General features: G+C 32.5%; 24 protein-coding genes. 11 read left to right on the forward strand and 13 right to left on the reverse strand.

Going from position 1 to position 21,371, the window contains the following annotated elements; all coding sequences use genetic code 11:
- Position 1: 1 nt before the first annotated feature.
- The gene (locus DIS18_RS13830; protein ID WP_109353677.1) at positions 2 to 1,738 is read right to left on the reverse strand and encodes a M14 family metallopeptidase; all 1,737 of its coding nucleotides are present in this window, start codon (positions 1,736 to 1,738) and stop codon (positions 2 to 4) included.
- Between the two features lie 162 nt (positions 1,739 to 1,900).
- Here DIS18_RS13830 and DIS18_RS13835 point away from each other — a divergent pair, with 162 nt between their 5' ends.
- On the forward strand, positions 1,901 to 2,278 hold the full coding sequence (locus DIS18_RS13835) for a hypothetical protein (protein ID WP_219930765.1): 378 nt from the start codon (positions 1,901 to 1,903) through the stop codon (positions 2,276 to 2,278).
- A 96-nt stretch (positions 2,279 to 2,374) separates the two neighbouring features.
- The gene (locus DIS18_RS13840) at positions 2,375 to 3,988 is read left to right on the forward strand and encodes a SulP family inorganic anion transporter (RefSeq protein ID WP_109353678.1); all 1,614 of its coding nucleotides are present in this window, start codon (positions 2,375 to 2,377) and stop codon (positions 3,986 to 3,988) included.
- 421 nt (positions 3,989 to 4,409) lie between these two features.
- Here the strand turns inward: DIS18_RS13840 and DIS18_RS13845 are convergent, their stop codons facing one another.
- The 7 genes from DIS18_RS13845 to DIS18_RS13875 form a co-directional block, all read right to left on the reverse strand.
- Complete coding sequence (locus DIS18_RS13845) at positions 4,410 to 5,801, reverse strand: hypothetical protein (RefSeq protein ID WP_146191835.1); 1,392 nt, start codon at positions 5,799 to 5,801, stop codon at positions 4,410 to 4,412.
- Between the two features lie 259 nt (positions 5,802 to 6,060).
- Positions 6,061 to 6,507 (reverse strand): HEAT repeat domain-containing protein, encoded by a 447-nt coding sequence (locus DIS18_RS13850; RefSeq protein ID WP_109353680.1) that lies wholly within the window; start codon positions 6,505 to 6,507, stop codon positions 6,061 to 6,063.
- 77 nt (positions 6,508 to 6,584) lie between these two features.
- A complete protein-coding gene (locus DIS18_RS13855; protein ID WP_109353681.1) occupies positions 6,585 to 6,947 on the reverse strand; it encodes a VOC family protein in 363 nt (120 codons plus the stop codon).
- Between the two features lie 24 nt (positions 6,948 to 6,971).
- On the reverse strand, positions 6,972 to 8,384 hold the full coding sequence (locus DIS18_RS13860; RefSeq protein WP_245925715.1) for a phospholipase D family protein: 1,413 nt from the start codon (positions 8,382 to 8,384) through the stop codon (positions 6,972 to 6,974).
- 134 nt (positions 8,385 to 8,518) lie between these two features.
- The gene (gene coaD / locus DIS18_RS13865; RefSeq protein ID WP_109353683.1) at positions 8,519 to 8,977 is read right to left on the reverse strand and encodes a pantetheine-phosphate adenylyltransferase; all 459 of its coding nucleotides are present in this window, start codon (positions 8,975 to 8,977) and stop codon (positions 8,519 to 8,521) included.
- 42 nt (positions 8,978 to 9,019) lie between these two features.
- Complete coding sequence (locus DIS18_RS13870; protein WP_109353684.1) at positions 9,020 to 9,625, reverse strand: zinc ribbon domain-containing protein; 606 nt, start codon at positions 9,623 to 9,625, stop codon at positions 9,020 to 9,022.
- A 53-nt stretch (positions 9,626 to 9,678) separates the two neighbouring features.
- Positions 9,679 to 10,653, reverse strand: coding sequence for a D-alanine--D-alanine ligase (locus DIS18_RS13875; protein ID WP_109353685.1), 975 nt, complete (start codon positions 10,651 to 10,653; stop codon positions 9,679 to 9,681).
- A 139-nt stretch (positions 10,654 to 10,792) separates the two neighbouring features.
- Between DIS18_RS13875 and DIS18_RS13880 the strand changes: the two genes are divergently transcribed.
- The 4 genes from DIS18_RS13880 to DIS18_RS13895 all read left to right on the forward strand — a co-directional run bounded on the left by DIS18_RS13880 (position 10,793) and on the right by DIS18_RS13895 (position 14,424).
- Complete coding sequence (locus DIS18_RS13880) at positions 10,793 to 11,350, forward strand: PASTA domain-containing protein (protein ID WP_109353686.1); 558 nt, start codon at positions 10,793 to 10,795, stop codon at positions 11,348 to 11,350.
- Positions 11,351 to 11,353: 3 nt separating this feature from the next.
- Complete coding sequence (locus DIS18_RS13885) at positions 11,354 to 12,388, forward strand: RluA family pseudouridine synthase (protein WP_109353687.1); 1,035 nt, start codon at positions 11,354 to 11,356, stop codon at positions 12,386 to 12,388.
- A 501-nt stretch (positions 12,389 to 12,889) separates the two neighbouring features.
- Positions 12,890 to 13,648, forward strand: a complete 759-nt coding sequence (yaaA, locus tag DIS18_RS13890; RefSeq protein WP_109353688.1) for a peroxide stress protein YaaA — start codon at positions 12,890 to 12,892, stop codon at positions 13,646 to 13,648.
- Positions 13,649 to 13,698: 50 nt separating this feature from the next.
- The gene (locus tag DIS18_RS13895; RefSeq protein ID WP_109353689.1) at positions 13,699 to 14,424 is read left to right on the forward strand and encodes a hypothetical protein; all 726 of its coding nucleotides are present in this window, start codon (positions 13,699 to 13,701) and stop codon (positions 14,422 to 14,424) included.
- 53 nt (positions 14,425 to 14,477) lie between these two features.
- On the opposite strand, the gene DIS18_RS13900 is transcribed toward DIS18_RS13895, so the two are convergent.
- Positions 14,478 to 14,612 carry a 30S ribosomal protein THX gene (locus tag DIS18_RS13900; protein ID WP_109353690.1) on the reverse strand — a complete coding sequence of 45 codons (135 nt, stop codon included), beginning with the start codon at positions 14,610 to 14,612 and terminating at the stop codon, positions 14,478 to 14,480.
- Positions 14,613 to 14,694: 82 nt separating this feature from the next.
- Between DIS18_RS13900 and DIS18_RS13905 the strand changes: the two genes are divergently transcribed.
- From DIS18_RS13905 to DIS18_RS13925, 5 genes are all read left to right on the forward strand, one after another.
- Positions 14,695 to 15,375, forward strand: a complete 681-nt coding sequence (locus tag DIS18_RS13905; RefSeq protein WP_109353771.1) for a uracil-DNA glycosylase family protein — start codon at positions 14,695 to 14,697, stop codon at positions 15,373 to 15,375.
- 102 nt (positions 15,376 to 15,477) lie between these two features.
- Positions 15,478 to 15,900 carry a hypothetical protein gene (locus tag DIS18_RS13910; RefSeq protein ID WP_146191836.1) on the forward strand — a complete coding sequence of 141 codons (423 nt, stop codon included), beginning with the start codon at positions 15,478 to 15,480 and terminating at the stop codon, positions 15,898 to 15,900.
- 200 nt (positions 15,901 to 16,100) lie between these two features.
- Complete coding sequence (locus tag DIS18_RS13915; protein ID WP_109353692.1) at positions 16,101 to 17,387, forward strand: DEAD/DEAH box helicase; 1,287 nt, start codon at positions 16,101 to 16,103, stop codon at positions 17,385 to 17,387.
- 5 nt (positions 17,388 to 17,392) lie between these two features.
- Positions 17,393 to 17,608 (forward strand): DUF6500 family protein, encoded by a 216-nt coding sequence (locus tag DIS18_RS13920; protein ID WP_109353693.1) that lies wholly within the window; start codon positions 17,393 to 17,395, stop codon positions 17,606 to 17,608.
- Entirely contained in the window at positions 17,608 to 17,832 is a 225-nt protein-coding gene (locus DIS18_RS13925) for a VF530 family protein (RefSeq protein ID WP_109353694.1), read from the forward strand. The genes DIS18_RS13920 and DIS18_RS13925 overlap by 1 nt, the downstream gene beginning before the upstream one ends.
- Before the next feature lie 3 nt (positions 17,833 to 17,835).
- Here the strand turns inward: DIS18_RS13925 and DIS18_RS13930 are convergent, their stop codons facing one another.
- The 4 genes from DIS18_RS13930 to trpB all read right to left on the reverse strand — a co-directional run bounded on the left by DIS18_RS13930 (position 17,836) and on the right by trpB (position 21,342).
- Entirely contained in the window at positions 17,836 to 18,786 is a 951-nt protein-coding gene (locus DIS18_RS13930) for a sugar phosphate isomerase/epimerase family protein (RefSeq protein WP_109353695.1), read from the reverse strand.
- Between the two features lie 39 nt (positions 18,787 to 18,825).
- Entirely contained in the window at positions 18,826 to 19,275 is a 450-nt protein-coding gene (locus tag DIS18_RS13935; RefSeq protein WP_109353696.1) for a tRNA (cytidine(34)-2'-O)-methyltransferase, read from the reverse strand.
- Positions 19,275 to 20,039 (reverse strand): tryptophan synthase subunit alpha, encoded by a 765-nt coding sequence (gene trpA / locus DIS18_RS13940; protein WP_109353697.1) that lies wholly within the window; start codon positions 20,037 to 20,039, stop codon positions 19,275 to 19,277. Before trpA ends, DIS18_RS13935 begins: the two co-directional genes overlap by 1 nt.
- Positions 20,040 to 20,160: 121 nt before the next feature.
- A complete protein-coding gene (trpB, locus tag DIS18_RS15135) occupies positions 20,161 to 21,342 on the reverse strand; it encodes a tryptophan synthase subunit beta (RefSeq protein ID WP_342752177.1) in 1,182 nt (393 codons plus the stop codon).
- Between the last annotated feature and the right edge of the window lie 29 nt (positions 21,343 to 21,371).

A 21,371-nucleotide genomic window follows, 5' to 3' on the forward strand; every position in this document is an offset into this window, starting at 1 on the left:
ACTATTTTATTCTGTAAATAGGATATTGTAAATGTGCTTTCTCGTAATGTTCACTTTGCTTAAATATCCAATCTAATTGTGCATACCAACTATTATTAAATTCTGTTAGATCTTGTTTCCTATGTTCAAACTCCTCTTTTAGTTTTGGATTATTATTTAATAATTCTAAAGCTTTGTCTTCCCAAACATAAGGTGAAAAACCTTCTTTTTGCTGTAAAGTAGTGTCGAAAAAATTCCAATTGAAAAAAGAATCTGGTGCGTTTGGTTCCAGAGTTTCTAATAAATATCTAATTGCATTCTGTTTTGAGTAAATTAGAAAATCACCTTTGCTGAAAGACATATCAAGCACATCCGTTTTCAACTTAACATTATAATGAGGGTAATGACCTTCGTAAGCATTTTTCCTGGTTTCAAATGATTGAATTTTATAACGCTCAACATGTATAACAGTATCATTTTTTAGAGTTGTCATTTCAACTTGATTCAATTTTAATAAATCAATTACATTGTGCCAACCTTTAGGAATAATATAAGCAGATGGAATTTCAACGCTCAAACTTGGTTTAAAGTAATTCAGGTACTTTACTTTCTTCACAAAAGGTTTTGTTGTATCGTATTTTAATCTTTCCAATCCAGTTATTTCACTTTTTATTTTATCAGCTTCATAGCCTTTAAAATTTAATATTGTTGATGCAGAAGTGTCTATTTCCCAATCTAATTGATACCTTTTGCTATTATAAAGTTCATCCAATGTTTCTTTTCTAATTTTTGAAATCTTTTCACCATCATCTTCTGTGATTTCAATCATACTTTTCATAAGTTCATAAGTGCCTTCAACACGTTGTTTATATGGTTTTAGCATGTGGGTTTCAACCATAATTCCCAAACAATTAAACAATGTGGTGTAACCAGTTGAATACCTTGGGTAATCCATAAATTGTGAAAATCCTTTTTCAGGAACACTATTAAAAACATTCACATATGGGGTAATATCCCAACTTTTATTATCTAACTTTTTTTCCAATTTAGGCATCATTTCGGTATGTATATAATGACCTAAATCTCCACCAAGTTTATTATGTTGTGTGAATAAATGTGTGAGGGTATATTGATAATTAGCACCATTACTTACGTGGTTATCTATAAAAACATCTGGTTTTATTTTGTGAAATATTTTTGCAAATGTTCTAGCATTTTTAGTGTCACATTTAATAAAATCTCTATTTAAATCGTAATTTCTTGCATTACCTCTAAATCCATACTCAATTGGTCCATTTTGATTGGTTCTGGTTGATGAGTTTCTATTTAAACTACCACCAACATTATAAATAGGAATGGTTACTAAAACGGTGTTTTTTGGCGCTTCAATTTTACCTTGCACAATATCTCTAAAAAGCATCATGGTGGCATCAATACCATCAGGTTCTCCAGGGTGAATACCATTATTAATAAGTAAAACTCTTTTGTTATCAGTTTTTATTTTGGAAAAATCAAATATCTCATCATTATTTAATGTAACAATATGAAGCGGTTTTCCTGAATCTGTCTCACCAATTGAATCTATAGATATTTTAGAATATGCTTTAGCTAAATCAGAATAAAATTTTATGGTTTGTTTATATGTGGCTGTTTCTAACCCGTTAGATTTTTCAAAATGAGTTTCAAAATTATAAACTGTTTTATCTATTGAATGGTTACAGGATACAATTAAAAAAATGATAAATAATACTTTTCTCATAAATGGTTAGATATTTTTATAAAACTACAATTTCTTTATAAATAAAGTCTCAACTAGCCACTCAGTAAAAGAAAAAACACTAAATTAGGTGTTGTAAGTGCTATTACACAAGATTATTTAGTTTGAATGTGTTGTTTTTTGTCTCTCATAAAAAACAATACTATGAGTAGTTATAAACTGTCATTTGGTACTATTAATATTTTGCAGAATAATTTAGCCGAAGTTATTGTTGACGAAGGTGTTGTTATGGATGAAATTTCAGTTGATGAATACCATGATTTTTTGCTTAATAATTTGGAGGCTCCAATGGGTTTGTTAATAAACAAGAAAAATTCATACTCTTATACTTTTGAGGCTCAAAAAAGTATTGTGCATTTAGATGCAATAAAATCTATGGCTGTAGTTACCCAAACAAGTGGAGCAGTTATGTCTACCAAAACCTTAATTAATGTAAATGGTAATATTTACAGAAACATTAAATTATTTCAAGAAAGAGAAAATGCTTTAAGTTGGTTGTATAAAGAACTTTCTACTCAATAATTTTCAAACGTTTTAGCTTTCTCAAATATAAATTATAAGGCTTAGGCTTGCTAGCCAACTTATTAAGCTTAAATTTGCAGCTTGAAAAAATAAACCATGACTGAATTTATTAGAAAGCGTGCAGCCAATGCCAAAAACGATATTTTAAGTGGAATAACTGTTGCTTTAGCATTAGTTCCAGAAGCTGTTGCATTTGCGTTTGTAGCAGGTGTAGATCCATTAGTTGGGTTGTATGCAGCATTCATGATTGGTTTAATAACTTCAATTTTTGGGGGTCGCCCAGGAATGATTAGTGGTGCAACTGGTGCTTTAGCTGTTGTTATGGTAAGTTTAGTAGCCGAAGGGAACGCCATGGGAGAACCAAGCGAGCAACTAGGTTTATATTACCTTTTCGCTACTGTTATTTTAATGGGTATTATCCAAATGTTGGCAGGTGTTTTTAAGCTTGGTAAGTTTGTTCGGTTAATTCCACATCCCGTAATGATGGGGTTTGTAAACGGACTAGCAATTGTGATATTCTTATCACAATTAGGAATGTTTAAAGATGTTAATGGAGACTGGTTCTCAGGAACTCAACTTTGGACGATGTTAGGCTTAGTTGGTCTTACTATGGCAATTATGTTTGGTTTACCTAAATTAACCAAAAAATTACCAGAAGCACTTATAGCTATTTTAGTAGTCTCAGGAATTGTAATCTTCGGAAATTTAGATGTAGCCACCGTAGGAAGTTTTATTCGTGATGGAGGCGGAACAGGTTTAGAAGGTGGTTTACCAGCATTCCAAACCGATATTTTTTCTAAAGTACCATTCAATTTTCAAACGTTAAAATTCATTTTTCCATATGCTTTAATACTTGCAGCAATTGGCTTAATAGAATCGTTAATGACGCTTAATTTAGTAGACGAATTAACTGAAACCAGAGGAAATGCTAACCGCGAGTGTATGGCACAAGGCGGTGCAAACATCGTAACAGGTTTCTTTGGAGGTATGGGTGGTTGTGCCATGATTGGGCAATCCTTAATCAATATAAAATCAGGGGGTAGAACACGTCTTTCAGGAATTGTAGCCGCAGTACTATTACTCATATTCATCCTTTTTGCATCAGGATTAATAGAGCAAGTTCCAATCGCAGCCTTAGTAGGTGTTATGTTTATGGTTGTAATTGGTACATTCGCTTGGAGTAGTTTCAGAATTCTTAATAAAATCCCGTTAAGCGATGTTATTGTTTTAGTAGCCGTATCATCCTTAACAGTAATTTTCGATTTAGCCATTGCCGTAATTGCTGGCGTTATTATCAGTGCTTTGGTGTTTTCTTGGGAAAACGCAAAACGTATCCGTGCACGTAAACGCATTAAGGAAGACGGCACTAAAATTTACGAAATCTGGGGGCCTTTATTTTTCGGTTCTATCATCGCTTTTAATGAAAAGTTTGATGTGAAAAACGATCCAGATAAAGTAGAAATAGACTTTGTTGAGTCGCGTATAAGCGATCATTCTGCAATAGAAGCTATTTTCAATCTCGTAGAAAAATACGAAGCTGCAGGAAAACAAATTAAGCTTAAGCATTTAAGCGAAGACTGTAAAGTATTACTTTATAAATCCAGTCCAAAATTCAGAGAGGTTATTGTAGAAGATATTGACGATCCGCGTTATCACTTAGCCGAAAACCCAGAGGCATTTACCAAAGGGCTTTCAGAATATAAGTTTTAAAATAATTTTTTGGGCGTTACCACAAGGGTCGGGCTTTTCGTTGCAATCTTTTTAAAAAGTCATTGCGAGGAGTGGTCGACGTGGCAATCTGTCAAATTCTATTTTCAACCCAATAAAAAGTTTATCAAGTTTTAAAAAGGATTTCCACTGCAATCCCTAACGCAAGTATTTGCTAATTTCAGTTTTTAATTGAAAGTTATTCTGTTTTTGGATAAGTTCGTTTAACGGTTTAGCTATGAACAGCTCGGGAGCAAACTAGCGTTTGCTTACCGCTACGCAAATAGCAAAATCTTTTTGTTTTGTTTTTTCTTTTACTATTTAAAGCAACATACAAAAGATTTTGCTGACTTTATAAAAATACTCAAACCCTGCGACTAAGCACTAAGCCTGTATTGTTTATAGGTTGTGTTAGCTATAGTTTTTATTCAACATCAATGGTGACAATTGCCCATTCATTTTGAGCTCCAGAACCTTCATCAACCTTAACCAAGACATAATATTTTGTTCCATCTGAATTAAAGAAACCAAAGTATCCAAGAGATTTATTGATTTCACCTCCTCCATTTCCATCAGGAATTAGAAAACCAGGGAGTTCAATTGTGCCTTTAAAAGCTAAAAAATCAGTTTCATATTTTCTAATTTCACTACTGGGTTTTTCATCCCAAATATTACCATTAGTAAATATGGCATATACTCTTTTAGAACTACTACTATAATCCAAGGTAATTACATTTCCATCTCCCACCAATTCACCATTATATGTTATATCATTAGATTGACTAGATGATGAATTAAAGACGCGTCTGCTCTTTGCAAACAATCTATTACCATCTTCAGAAATCCAGATATTACCGTTAAATGGAAAGTCGCCATGGTAAGGAGAGTCATAAAGATATTGAGCTGTTCCATTACTGATTTCGTACTTTTCGAAATCTGAAGGCGATAATCCGTTATTCGCACCGTATATATAGTTACCTGATGGGTGTAGTTTTACCTTTGTTTGCTCTCTTATAGAATTTCCGATATGCTGTGTTTCTACTCCGTTTAATAAGTTAATGCATCTTATTCTTTCCCATTGATCTTCTTTTGGAAAAACATATACCCAGTCATTTGGAGCAAGTATAATATCATAAACATTTGCTGTAACTGCAAAGTTATTTACTAATTGCATGGTAGATAAATTTATGTATGAAAACCAACCATTATGCCCAACTACTGCATTTTCTCCATCCAATCCAATAGAAACGGATGAAGGGGGGAGATTTAAAGGTACAGATGCAATTGAATTATTAGCAGGGTTAAATATTCTTAATTCATTAGGGTTTTCCGAAACAACGACAATTACATTGTTATTTCTATCATATTCTGCATCTATAACAGTACCCTCTATCAACCATTTACTTTCGATAAAATGGTCAAATTGAATACTTAGGTTTTCTGATTGACCAGCGTCGTTAGTGATAAAGGTATCTAAACTATAGTTCTGTGGAAGAAGGTCTTCTCTATCCAGAGACATATTAACTGCAATGGAATCTCCGGCATTTAAATTACCCGAACTTGGATTTAGATGAAGAAAAGAATTAGAATTATTGTTCCAATTCCAATTAAAATTTGTTTCGCCATCATTCTTAATAAATAAAGACAAACTATTATTGAAAAAGCCATAGTTTAAAGATGATATAGATAAAGTCATAATTGTTGATAGATTATCATCCTTTAGAGGTTCTTCCATCGTGTCATCAGAATTACATCCCCAAAATATGATGATTGATAATGACAAATAGAACAAATTCAGATATTTATTTCCTTTCATATTTAATTGACTTTATTTTATAATTATAGCTAATGTTTTCACTGCTTTGCGTCGTTTTAATGACTTATATCCAACGTTAAACGAAGGTAGCAGATTTTTTTTACAAAGTCAAGTTAAAAACTAAAATCGGTATTACAAGTTTATGGCTTAGTAATACCGAAAAATATAAGATGAAATTATAAAGATTCAAGTATAATTCAAAACATTCAATTTAACCTAATCAAACTGAATACTGAGACTGAACACTGCGACTAACTTTTCACCGTATAGGCTTTTTCAATTGTTCTTTAACTCTATCAAACGATTCTTTACTCGTTCGTCTCCAACGGTAAATAGTATGTTTTACGTCTTTATTAGCTTCAAATTTAGCTCGCTTCTCACGGATATCATTAACCCATTTAAAACGTTTATTTACAACGGTTTTAATAAGCTCATCATTAGGAGAAATACGCTCCAAAGCATTTAAGCAAGCAATAGATACATTTTGTACTTTATCATTAATGCATTTTAGTAATGCAGGAATAGAACACGGTTTAGCAATTTGCTCTAAAGCCTCAGCAGCCAGTTTTCTGGTTTTATAATTACCATGTGCCAAAGCATACTCAAGCTTATTAGTATCCTCACAATCCATCCAATAGTTTATGGAGTTTGCAGAAGGCTGAATAAGTTTCAGTTTAAAAAGCAGATATATTAGTTTGTGGAACATGGCAGTTAATTGTAACCTTTATTTATTAGTATTTAAAAAATAAATTTTGTTACACTACAACGTATAGAAGCCTATTTTTAAATATCCTCAACAAAAAAAATAGCATTTTTATTTAAATCAAAAAAACCAAATTCATTGGTATTCCAAGGAGTGTTTAATCTTAGTTTATTAGGGGATACGGTACCGTTTTCAACAAATTCATCAAAAACAGGGCGGATGTTTTTTACAAATATTTTAATAACAGAACCACCAAGTAAAGGATCATCTTCAGTATCTGCATGCCATTGTAAATGAATAGAAAGGTTTTCTCGCCGCATTACAGCATACATATTGTCTTTATGCAGAAGTTTAAAACCAGCATACTTTTCATACCAAATTACATCTCGATTAATATCTTGACTTGGTAACACTGGCGATATTTTTAGAAATTCAGTTTTCAAAATTCTTTTTTTAATATAAGCAATTTACAAAATTGCTTTAGGAAGCACTTTTCGAGTCCAAGTTTTTAAACGTTTATAATTACTAACTTCAGAATCAGGATTAAAATCTAATGTCGTTTCCCAAGAGTTTTCAGGTTGAAACTCTATTTCCATGCCTTTTAAAACACCTTCAGAAATTTTTTCGGAATCAACTACAACAATACATTCCGTGTTTAAGTTTGCACTTCTTGGGTCTAGATTAAAAGTGCCAATAACTGTTGTTTTTCCGTCAATAACCATAGATTTTGCATGAAGTCCAAAAATAGGTGTATACTCCAATTCTTCTTGCAGTTCTCCAGTCATTATCTTTTTTCGTTCTTCGGCATCAGGCTTAAATTCAAAAACTCTAACGCCAGTTTTTAATAGCGTTTCCCTGTCCGATTGGTAACTACTAAAAGCCTCAACATTATCTGTAGAAGCTAGACTATTAGTAAGTATTCTGATTTTTACACCACGCTTTATAGCATCTTCAAATAAATCTTGACTTGTTTTTGAAGTAATTAAATAAGGTGTTTGTATGTCAATAGACGATTTGGCATTATTAACTAAATCAACCAAAGCAGAAGTAGAAATCCCACCACCAAATAAACTGTGTGGTTTATCATTTTTTCCAGGTAAATCAGAAATAAAATAAACATCGTCAAGCCAAATTAAATCACCAGAGTTTTTTATAGCATCAAATGTTTCTGGTAAATTTTCAATACGTTTTCTTACTTGAGGCCAAAAATTTTCAGGGTTACAAGCATACTCATGGAGTTTGTCAAATCTATTTTCGTCATTTAAGTTTTCAGGTTCATCTTTAATCACATTTGTAACATCTTCACTTAATTCGCTATTCCAGAAGGTTTCAAAAGATTCTTTTACAGATTTAGATTCTTTACCTAGTAAAAGAATGTCCCTATCTCTAAAGTTATATTCATGATCGTAATCAAAATACTCATTTGCTATATTTCTTCCGCCGGTAATAACAACTTGGTCATCAACAATAAAGGTTTTGTTATGCATGCGTTGGTTAGCAGACACAAAGTTTGTTGCAAATTTGCCAATTTTCTGGAAGATATTTTTTCCTAAATTAACTCCAGGGTTATATATTTTAACCGAAATGTTTTTATGAGAATTGAAGATTAATATATCAGAAGCTTTTGCATTTACCATAATATCGTCAACAAGCACACGAACTTTAATACCTCTATCTGCTGCTCTTACCAAATAATCGCAAGCAATAAGACCAACATTATCTGTTGAGAATATAAAGTATTGAATATCTATAGTTTTTTCAGCGTATTCAGTTAACCAAGCTCTTGCAACCATAGAGCCACTTCCGTCTTCAAGAACATAAACACCTGTTTTGTCTTGCATTAAGGGCTTGATGTCTTCAAGTTCTTTAGAAATTGTCATACTATCATTTCTTTGAATTTTTGAACAAAAATCAGTTTCTATTTTTACAACTTTCTTGTCAGTACAAGATATTAACAGGATAAAAAGTAAAAGAAAACAGTTTTTGAATTTCAGAATAGAATTCATTTTAGAGTTTATTTCTTAACCCGAACATTATCAGGAACCAGCTTGGTGTAATCTCCATTATTTCTAATCACATCACGCACAATAGAAGAGGCGATGTAAGAGGTGCTAGCCGAGGTTAAAAGAAAAACGGTTTCAATAGGAGCAAGGTCTCTGTTGGTGTGGGCAATAGCCTTTTCAAATTCAAAATCGGCAGGATTTCTAAGTCCTCGTAAAATAAATTCGATACCTAATTCTTTACAAAAATCAACTGTTAAACCTGTGTATGAAACTACTTTTACTTTAGGCTCGTGTGCAAAAGCATCTTCAATAAATTTTATACGTTCTTCAAGAGAAAACATATATTTTTTATCAGCATTTACCCCAATGGCAACGATAATTTCATCAAATACTGGTACACCACGTTTTATAATATCGTAGTGTCCTAAAGTCAACGGATCAAAAGACCCTGGAAATAATGCTCTTTTCATTAAATTACTTTTTTGTTATTTACTACGAAATTGGGAATTCTTCTAATTCCTATCTATATTATAAATCGTTTTATTTTCATATAAAGATACTATTTCTTCTTTAGTATACCCGTCTATATAATCACCATAGTTTGAAGCTTTATCAATTTTATAAATTGCACTTCGTTTATCAATTTCATAATCATTAAAGACAACATAAATACTATCGCCCTTAACTTCAGTTACTTTCATTGTTGTAAAATGCCCTGGGGATTCAGATTTAATTGAATAAACATCTCCAATAGCAGGAGTTTTAATAAATTCAGCTTCATCTTCTTTATGCTTAGAATTCGAGTAAGTAAAATAAGCTATAGCTAATACAATTATAGCCAAACCACTAAAATGCAATAACGGAATACCTGTATGCTTTTCGGTTTCAAATTTACGTTGAATTTGTTCTGGAAGTTCTGTTAGTTTATAGGTGCGTTTACAATGGTTACATTCCAAAACATTTACTTTTCCCATGGGGAAAACAGGAATCCAATAGAGATAAGCGTATTTGCCAAAAACACTATAAGTCATAGAAGTTTGGGTTTCGCAATTTGGGCAAGTTACATTTGGTAGTTGACCATCTTTTAATCTAGAGGAATTTGTTCCGTAAAATATCATAAGTTTTGGTTTGTATTAAATTCGTTTTTTTTATTGTATGCTGAAAACTGCTACTAGGTTAGTGCCTCTTCAATAGCATTATCAAATAAATCAGCTAACGGAATATTTGCGGCGGCAGCTTGTTGTGGCAAAATACTTTCTCTGGTTAACCCAGGAATAGTATTCATTTCTAATAAATGTGGCTCACCATCTTTAAAAATAAATTCGCTTCTACTAAAACCTTTCATTTTTAAAATCTCATAAACTTTTTTGGCTTCTTTATTTACTTTGTCTTCTTGTTCTTTGGTTAATCTAGCAGGTGTTATTTCTTGAGATTTTCCTAAGTATTTTGCTTCATAATCAAAGAAATCATTTTCAGAAACAATTTCTGTAATTGGTAAAACTTTAGTTTCGCCTTTGTATGTGATGACTCCAACAGAGACTTCAATTCCATCTAAAAAAGATTCAATAATAATTTCATCATCTTCTTTAAAAGCAACATCAATAGCATGTTGTAAGTCTTCTTGTTTATGTACTTTACTAATACCAAAGCTACTTCCTGCTTTATTGGCTTTTACAAAACAAGGTAAGCCAACAGCATTTACAATAGCAGTTTCATCAATAGTATCACCAAGATTTAAATAATAAGACTCGGCAGTTTTTATTCCATAAGGTTTTAAAACACTTAGGCAATCGCGTTTATTAAAAGTAACGGATGCTTGATACATATCGCAACTAGTATGCGGAATATTGAGTAATTTAAAATACCCTTGCATAAAACCATCTTCTCCTGGGGAGCCATGTATGGCATTAAATACACAATCAAAAGTTACTTTGTAAGAGTTTATATTTATTGAGAAATCGTTTTTGTCAATTGGAAATTCATCATCATTATCGTCAACATAAACCCATTTATCTTTAAAAATATGAATACGGTATGGCGTATATTTAGAAGTGTCTAGTGTTTCGTAAACGACATTTCCGCTGGTTAATGAGATTTTGTATTCGCTTGAATACCCACCCATAATGATAGCAATGTTTTTTTTCATTAAATGAAGAAATAATTTAGTATCAGTCTAAAACTAACAATAAAACGTAACTATTATTAGTTAAGCTAAAATATCATATATATTGCAAAAGAAAAAACAGTTCTGTTTTTATATATTTGCCTAATCGAAAATTCTATAGATGAGCATCATAAAATTTATAACAAGTAAAACGTTTTTAAAGCAACTTGCATTAGCTATTGTTGCTCTTGTAGTATTGTGCTTTTTTGCATTATTTTGGTTAAATAACACAACTAATCACGGTGAATTTGAAACCGTACCAGATTTAAAAGGTAAATCTATTAGTGTTGCTGAGGATGAGTTAGAGGATAATAATTTGGTAATGAAAATTCAGGATTCGGCTAATTATAATCCTAATTACCCTAAATTTTCGGTAATAGAGCAGGAGCCTTTGGCGGGGACTAAAGTTAAGGAAGATAGAAAAATATATATTACGCTTAACCCATCGGGTTACAGAAAAATGAACATCCCTATGGGGTTAATAGATAAAACGTTTAGGCAAGTAAAACCTACTTTAGAGGCTTTAGGTTTTAAGGTTGGTAAAATTACTTATGTTGATAATATAGGTAAGGATATGGTTTTAAAGCTTACACACAAAGGTAAAACCCTAAAAGCGGGCGACAAATTAGCCAAAACTTCGGTTATAGATTTAGTACTTGGTAACGGTAACCGCCCATAAATTATGGATAGCCACACACCGCAATTACCAGACGAAAACGATCTTTACGAACACCATGCATTTACAGTAGATAAAGGACAAACGCCTTTGCGTATAGACAAATATTTAATGAATTTTGTTGAAAACGCTACCCGAAATAAAATACAAGCCGCTGCAAAAGAAGGGAGTATTTTTGTTAATGATGTGGCTGTAAAATCCAATTACAAAGTAAAACCTTTTGATAAAATTAGAGTGCTATTTTCGCATCCACCATTTGAAAATTTATTGGTAGGTGAGGATATTCCAATTGATGTGGTTTATGAAGACGATGACCTTTTGGTGGTTAATAAAGAAGCCGGCATAGTGGTACATCCTGGGCACGGAAATTACTCTGGCACACTCATAAATGCCCTAATTCATAGGTTTGATAATTTGCCAAATAACTCTAGCGAACGTCCAGGATTGGTACATCGAATTGATAAAGATACTAGCGGACTTTTAGTAGTTGCCAAAACCGAAGAAGCCATGGCACATCTTTCTGCTCAATTTGCTAATAAAACTAGCGAGCGCGAATACGTAGCACTTGTTTGGGGAAATATTGAGGGAGAAAACGGCACTATAGAAGGTAACATTGGCAGGCATCCTAAAAACCGTTTACAGAACACTGTTTTTCTTGATGATGAAGCCGAAAAAGGCAAACCAGCAGTAACACATTACAAAGTTTTAGAGCGCTTAGGTTATGTAACTTTGGTGTCTTGCAAGCTAGAAACGGGGCGTACACACCAAATTCGTGTGCACATGAAACACATTGGGCATACTTTGTTTAACGACGCCCGTTACGGTGGCGAAAAAGTATTAAAAGGCACCACATTTACCAAATACAAACAGTTTGTAGATAACTGCTTTAAAGTACTGCCAAGGCAAGCTTTACATGCTAAAACACTGGGTTTTGAGCATCCCAGAACAGGTAAATTTATGCAGTTTAATACCGAAATTCCAGACGATATGCAGCAATGTATTGAGAAGTGGCGTGGGTATGCTAAGCATCAGGAGATGTAAATTCCTGCGAAGGCAGGAATCTTTTTAATCAGAGTAGAAATCTTAATCATTTGGGCGTTACCCCGAAAAGGGGTCAGGCTTTTATTCATGCAATTCTATTTTAAATTATTGAATTCGTGAACATAAATGTTTCGCTATATCTTTCTGCGTAGCTGTCCCGAACTTGTTTCAGGATCTTCACAAAATATGCTCTCTTTGCATAAGGCATTGGCACTAAAGCTATCTCGCATAAAGGATGCCGCTTCAATCCTTAACGCAATTATCAACTAGCTGATGTTTTTAATTGAAAAGTTGTTTTATTTTTTGGGAGGTTCGTTTAATGTTTTTACGGATATGCGTCGTTTTAATGACTTATATCCGACGTTAAACGAATGTAGTGGAAAATTTTTACAAAGTCAAGCACATCAATTCCATTTATAACTCCATCACAAATAATTCTAAGCTTAAATTTTTAAAGTAAATTAGTAATCGTAAATTTGAGTTGAAAAAATAGCTTGATTCATGAAACTAGTATTATCACCAGCAAAGTCACTTAACTTTGAAAGCCCATTACCAACAACTCAATATACAAATCCTGATTTTTTAAAACAATCAGAGCGTTTAAATAAACTGCTTAAAACAAAATCAGCAAAAGGTTTATCAAAACTTATGAGTATTTCTGATGCTTTGGGGCAATTAAACCATCAGCGAAATCAAGATTGGGAAATACCTTTTACTCCAGAAAATGCAAGACCTGCGGTTTATGCTTTTAATGGTGATGTGTATAGAGGTTTAGATGCCTATACTATTCCACAAGAGAAAGTTGAAACCCTTCAAAATACTGTGCGAATTCTTTCAGGTTTATACGGTGTTTTAAAACCAACCGATTTAATACAACCTTATCGTTTGGAAATGGGAACCAAATTAAAAGTTGGTACCAAAAAGAACCTTTACGAATTCTGGAAAAAAGATATCACAAAAGCCCTAAACGAAGAACTTGAAGATAACGAGTTATTCTTAAACCTAGCGAGTAACGAGTATTTTAAAGCTGTTGATACCAAAGCTTTAAAAGTGCCAGTAGTAACCGCAAATTTTAAAGATTTTAAAAACGGAAAGTATAAAGTGATTTCGTTTTTCGCTAAGGAAGCACGTGGTGCTATGGCAAGATATATTGTTGATACTAACGCACAAACCTTAGAGGATTTAAAAGGTTTCAATTATATGGATTATGGTTTTAGCGAAGACTTATCTAAAGAAAACGATTTAGTTTTTATTCGATAGATTTGTTATTCCTGTGCATGCAGGAATTCACTTTTAATAGTTTATTTTAGATGTATTTCTACTTAATAATTGCCCTTCAAGGTTACTGTATTTATCACATGTACCAAAACAGAAACCCATATTATTGGGCTTTATTAATTATGTTTTTACCTGTGGTTGGTTCTGTTATATACTTAATTACGCAAGTTTATAACAAACGTGATGCAGAGAAAATAACCAACGAGATTGCGCATGTTATTAACCCTAGTAAGAAAGTTAAAGATTTAGAAAAGCGTTTAGAGTTTTCAGAATCTTATCAAAATCGTTTAAACCTTGCTGATGCATATTTGGAAATAAAAGATTATAATAATGCTATTACGCATTATCTAGAAGCTTTAAAAGATAACTCTCAGAATAACTTTTATGCTATCAAGCAACTTATTGAAGCCTATTTCAATATTGAAGATTGCAAGAAGGTTATTCACTATGTTGGAAAGATAAAAGACCATCCTGAATTTAAAAAATCTAGAACGCAGTTTTTATACGGATTAGCCTTGGAAAGAGAAGGCAAAATAGAAGCAGCAGAATCCAATTTAAGACAAATTGATATTCGTTATTCTTTTTATGAAGAAAGACTGATATTAGCCAAATTTCTGCTAAGTATCAATAAAAATGAAGAGGCTAAGGAGATTTTAAAAGATGTGCAAACAGAGTCTAGTCATATGACAAAACCCAATAAACGACTATATAGGACAACAATCCTTGAAGTTGATAAGCTTCTAAAAGAATTAGAATAATTATATATTAGGTTGAGCGCAGTAGAAACCTTTTTTTAAGTTTATCTAAAATGTTATTTAGGTTTCGCTTTATTACCTACACTTATCTTTTGCTCAATAGAAGGTTTCTTTTTAATTCTTGGACGTCTTGCTCCAAAGGTTCCTCTATTTATTTTTCCTCGTTTTGTTTTTTTATCGCCTTTTCCCATATCTTTATTTTTTGTAGATATAAAATAATAAAAATTATAGTTTTTAGCAAATAAGATTCCTGTCTTCTATGAAATGAAAGAAATGTTCAAACACAAGCATCCATACATACCATTCATCCAAAAAGATACCACAAAATTAATAGTTGGTACATTGCCACCACCACGATTTTCAACAGGAGAATTGTTAGAAAAGGACGTTAATTTTTGCTATGGAAGCTATTACAATTCCCTTTGGTTATTTATAGATAAAATTCATAATTTGAATTTACGATACGACAATTCGAATGAAGCGATTGAAGAACGAAAAGCATTTCTTATTAAAAGTAAAATAGGCGTTTGCGATATTGTTGAAAGCGCAGAACGCGATAAAATTGATGCTTCAGATTTAGGAATGAAAAACATAAAGCTTCGAGATATTATTGGCTATTTAAAGCAATATCCAAATATTGATACTTTATTATTCACTGGCGGAAATAGTAAAAACGGTCCCGAATATTTCTTCAGAAAGCATCTAAAAGATTATAATTTGAAGTTGGAAATCGTTTCAAATGAAGTACCTCGAATTCATAAATTTGAATTACCTGTCAGGTTGAGTGCAGTCGAAACCTCAATTAGAACAATAAAAACCGTTTCCTTAACCTCAGGTTCAGGAGCAGCCAATATTTCAATAAGCAGAATGCCACTTTATAAGCAGTTAAAAGCTAAAAATCCAGAATTTAATACGTTTGATTTTCGTGTGATGCAGTATAGAGAGTTTTTTTGAAATAATTTTCGCATGTTTTTTTTAAACTTCTGATTATTAGATTTTTATTAATATTTTTTTGTAAATTTCACTTACTAAATTTAATTTAAATAGGTGTTTGTTATGAAAGTATCAAAAACAGTATTAATAATTTTAATACTTAATTTAAGTTTTATTAATACTACTTTTAGTCAAGTGTTAGTAGAAGAAAAAAATCAATCTCCTCAAGAATTATATGATTTTCATATAAGTAAAAAGAAGGCAAATAAAACTGCAGGTTGGATAACTTTTGGAGGGGGAATAGCTATGATTATTGGAGGTTTTGGAATTAATACAAGTGGAGGAATTATAGATGGTGATACAACAAATAATAATAAAGGGCTTTGGTTGTCTTATTTGGGTGGAGCTACAGCTTTAGCTAGTATCCCTCTGTTTATTTCTGCAGGTAAGCATAAAAAAAAGGCAAATATTCAATTGCAAAATGGTGCTTTAGGATTTAAAAATGAAGTTAATTTTACAGGTGTTTCCCTTGTGGTTTCATTTTAGTATAATTAAAATTTTCTAATTGGATATGCAACAACCAATTGATGTTAAAAAACTGTTTTAGTAATCTATATTAAATTAAAGTTGATATTTTTTCTTGCATAGTCTAACATAGACAAAGCAGAATGATAAATTAGATGTACATTTGCACCAAATTACAGGAGTGACCTAACTTAATAGTGTTTGCTTCATAAACACAATATATGTCATTTCAATCTTTAGGCTTATCCGAAGCCTTGCTAAAAGCAGTTAGCAAAAAAGGATACAAAACCCCAAGTCCTATTCAACAAAAAGCCATTCCTCCAGTTTTAGAAGGTAAAGATGTATTAGCATCAGCACAAACAGGAACAGGGAAAACAGCAGGTTTTACATTACCGCTTTTACATATACTTTCTGAAAACCCAAAGCAAAAATTCAGACCCATTCGTGCGTTGATTTTAACACCAACTAGAGAATTAGCAGCCCAAGTTTATGCAAACGTTAGAGAGTATAGCGAGTTTTTAAACTTACGAAGTGCGGTGATTTTTGGAGGAGTTAATCAAAAACCACAGGCTGCAACTATCCGTCAAGGTGTTGATATTTTAGTTGCTACACCTGGGCGTTTATTGGATTTACAAAGTCAAGGTTTATTATCACTAAAACGTATCGAAATATTTGTTTTAGATGAAGCCGATAGAATGCTTGATATGGGCTTTTTAAGAGATATTCAAAAGGTTATTAATTCGATGCCAGATAAACGTCAGAATTTGATGTTTTCTGCAACGTTTTCAAAAGATATCAAGAAGCTTGCACATGGTATTTTAAATCATCCAGTACAGGTTGAAGCAACTCCAGAAAACACAACGGTTGAAGCGATTACTCAAAAAGTATATCGTGTTGCAAAAGGCAAAAAAACGGGTTTAATTATAAAATTAATTTCTGAAGGTAACTGGAAACAAGTTTTAGTGTTCACAAGAACAAAACATGGCGCCAACAGACTTTGTGAAAAAATGGTAAAGTCTGGAATTACAGCAGCGGCAATTCACGGTAATAAAAGTCAAGGTGCTAGAACTAAAGCATTATCTGGTTTTAAAAGTGGTCGCGTTCGTGTTTTAGTAGCTACCGATATAGCTGCGCGAGGATTAGATATTCCGTTATTACCGCATGTTATTAATTTTGAATTACCAAATATCTCTGAAGATTACGTGCATAGAATTGGTAGAACAGGTAGAGCAGGAGCTAACGGTCAAGCTATATCTTTAGTAAGTGCAGATGAAACATCTTTTTTAAGAAATATTGAAAAATTAATAGGAGAAAAAATTGAAGTAGAAATTGTTGAAGGTTTTGAACCAGATCCAAATGCATCTACTGAGCCTATTAAACCAGGGCAAAATAGACAACCGCGTAATAAATCTAGAAATTCTAATTCGAATAATTCAGGAGGAAATAGAAACAGCCGAAGTAGGAGTAACAAAAACAATTCTAGAAGACGAAACGACAGACGTAATTAAAATTTATGCAACAGGTTCTAAAAGATAAAATCATAGAAGTTTGTAATAAGAAAATAGCAGCAAAAGGTGAAAATGTTGGTGTTTCTTTTTATGCGTTTTTTAAGAATAAAAATGATAATCCAGAATTATTAATGGAAGCTGCAACTTGGTGGATTAAAACTCATAAGTTGAATCATTTTGAGAAGGCTGTGAAAATTAAAAATTTAGTAGAAAATTTATAATGGAATCTCAACCAAATAATCCACTTCACGGTGTAAAGCTAGAACAAATTATTAATGATTTAGTAGCGCATTATGGTTGGGAATATATGGGCTATACCATAAAAATAAAATGCTTTACAGATAACCCTTCAGTAAAATCAAGTTTGAAATTTTTAAGACGTACACCTTGGGCTAGAACTAAGGTTGAAAATATGTATTTGAACTATTTAAAAAACAAAAATTAATAATTATGCTTGTTGCCAAAGTTGTTGAACTGTTTTTAAATCTTTTGAAATAGCGTTGTAAATTTCTTTTTTACTTATACTTGGTGTTTTACTACCGTGTTCAGCACCACCTAAATCATATTCACAATGTAAAGACACAGGAACATTTATTTTATACTTTTTTAATAATTTAAAATATCTATCAAAATCAACCATACCTTTACCAATAGGTACATTAATAGGTTTCCAAATACCATTTATTTGTCCCCATTTAAAGTCTTTTAAAACAATAGTTTTGATGTTGTCTTTAACTAATTTTAAGCTATTGGTCCAAGATAAACCACCTTCTACTAGAGCGTGTCGTATATCATACTGTACTCCAAAAGTATCTAAGTTAACAAATTCTAGTATTTGTTTTATTTCCCATAAAGATGCTCCAACTGATGTGCCAGCATGATTTTGATAACAGCCTACTAATCCGTGTTTAGCATTATAAACACTTAAGTCTTTAACGATAGTTTTATAGTCCTTTAAACTAGCTTCCATTGATTTATCTTTTGAATATTTAAACCAATTGGTCCTATAATATTTTATGTCACATTCTGCAGCTGTTTTAAGAACATTAATGTCTGTTTGGTTGTTAGCATTATTAACTGCTGTAGACATCATTATACACTGTGCACCACTTTGCTTAATAGCTTCAACAGCTTTAGGTAATATATCAAAAACCTCTTCTGGCTGCACATGCCCCTTAGGTCTTACAGTTAAATCGACACCAGTAAATCCCATTTCTAGAGTACGCTCTCCTAATTCTTTGAAGTCTAAAAACTGAAGATGTTTAGAAAAAATATTAATATTAAGTTTGTCTAATGGGGCTTCAAATTCTAACAAATTAATTGGCAATGCAGCAAAAGGAATCATGCTCAATGCAATTCCAGATTTTTTAGTAAACTCTCGTCTAGAAATTGATGTCATGTGTTTTGTTTATTTTAAAGATTTTCTAATTTAAGAAAATTAAATATGTTTTAACCCTTCATAAATTACTATACTAACTGCATTTGCTAAATTCAAACTTCGAACATGCTTACTATATAAGGGGATTTTAAAAAGTTGATTTTCGTATTTTTTAAGAAGTGGTTTGGGCAAACCCACAGATTCTTTTCCAAAAACTAAAAACATATTATCTTCAAAAGGAATGTTCCAATGATTTTTTGAACCATGACTAGAAAGAAAAGCCATAGTTTTACCTTTATTTATTTTGAAAAATTCTTCAATATTCTCATAATAGGTAACTGATAAATGTTGCCAATAATCTAAGCCAGCACGTTTTAATCTAGTATCGTCAATGGTAAATCCAAAGGGTTTTACTAAATGCAAATTTGAACCTGAAGCTAGAGCTAGTCTTCCTATGTTGCCAGTGTTATTAGGTATTTCAGGTTCTATTAAAACAATATTTAAAGGCATTAGTTTTGTATGGTTTTTACAAATGTACCAGTTCCATCAGCGCCATGTTTTGTCATATGCTTCACAAAAGCACTACCAATAATAGCGCCTTTAGCATATTGTGTGGCTTGTGTAAACGTTTCATTATTACTAATGCCAAAACCGATAATTTGTTGATTTTTTAGGTTCATTTTAGCAATACGCTCAAAATATGCAGTTTGTTCTTCTCCAAAACCAGATTGCGCTCCGGTTGTACTCGCGCTACTTACCATATAAATAAATCCGTTTGAGATAGAGTCTATATATCTGATGCGTTCATCACTGGTTTGTGGCGTAATTAAAAATACATTTATAAGTCCGTATTTCTCGAAAATAGCTTGGTATTCCTGATGGTAAACATCCACTGGTAAATCCGGAATTATCAAACCGTCAATGCCTAATTCCTGACATTTTTTACAAAATGCTTCAACACCATATTGAAACATTGGGTTGAAATAACCCATGATAATCAAAGGGATATTAACTGTTTTTCTGATGTCTTTTAGTTGGTCAAAAAGTACTTCTGTAGTCATTCCGTTTTTAAGCGCTTTTGTAGAACTATCTTGAATAGTTGGACCATCAGCTAATGGGTCGCTAAAAGGCAAGCCTATTTCAATCATATCAACGCCGTTTTTTTCTAGATTTTGAATGATGGAAACGGTATCATTAATATTTGGGTAACCTGCTGTAAAATATATAGACAGTAACTTTTTGTTTTCTTGTAATTTTTGATTTATTCTGTTCATTTTCTTTTCTATGAATTTTTAATCAATGTTCTAAACCCGCGTTAGGGATTGAGCGATTGTTGGATCCCGATTTTTATCGGGAGACTCGTGAAAGCCCGACCCTTGTGGTAACGCCCAAATCTTATATTTTAAAATAATCTATATAATTTTCTAAATCTTTATCACCTCTACCTGATAAACTTACAACTACAACATCATCTTCTTTAAACTCTCGTTGCCCAAAAATTGCAAGCGCGTGCGAGGTTTCAATGGCTGGAATAATACCTTCTAACTTTGATAATTCTAAGCCAGCTTCCATAGCATCACTATCTGTAATAGACATGAATTCTGCACGACCAGTTTTTGATAAATGGGCATGCATAGGGCCAACACCTGGGTAATCTAACCCTGCTGAAATGGAGTAGGGCTCTGTAATTTGTCCGTCTTTGGTTTGCATTAATAAGGTTTTACAACCGTGAATAATGCCTTCTTTTCCAAGTACAGAAGTTGCTGCGCTTTCTCCAGAATCAATACCTAAACCTGCAGCTTCAACGGCAATAATGCCAACATCTGGCTCGTGTAAATAGTGGTAATAAGTTCCGGCTGCGTTGCTCCCGCCACCAATACAAGCTACAACATAATCAGGGTTTTTACGACCTTCTTGCTCTTTTAATTGCCATTTAATTTCTTCTGATATTACAGCTTGAAAACGCGTTACCATATCTGGATATGGGTGAGGACCAATTGCAGAACCTATAATATAATGTGTATTTACAGGGTTGTTAATCCAATCACGAATCGCTTCATTAGTTGCGTCTTTGAGCGTACGACTTCCAGACAATGCAGGTACTACTGTAGCGCCCAACATTTTCATTCTAGCTACGTTTGGTGCTTGTCGTGCAATATCAATTTCGCCCATATACACAATACACTCTAATCCCATTAAAGCACAAACTGTAGCAGTAGCAACACCATGTTGTCCCGCACCAGTTTCGGCTATAATTCTAGTTTTACCTAAACGCTTCGCCATTAAAATCTGTCCAATAGTATTGTTGATTTTATGTGCGCCTGTATGGTTTAAATCCTCACGTTTTAAGTAAATTTTTGTATTGTATTTTTCCGAAAGGCGTTTTGCAAAATAGAGTGGAGAAGGACGACCTACATAATCCTTTAAAAGTTGGTCGAATTCTTTTTTAAACTCAGGTTCTGCCATTACTTTTAAATAGTTTTGGCGTAACTCTTCTACATTTGGGTAAAGCATTTCTGGGATGAATGCACCACCAAATTCGCCATAATAGCCTTTTTCATCTACATTGTAATTCATAACTATTTCTTTATTATTGTCTAGAATTG

It is taken from the genome of Algibacter marinivivus (assembly GCF_003143755.1).
GTDB lineage: Bacteria > Bacteroidota > Bacteroidia > Flavobacteriales > Flavobacteriaceae > Algibacter_B > Algibacter_B marinivivus.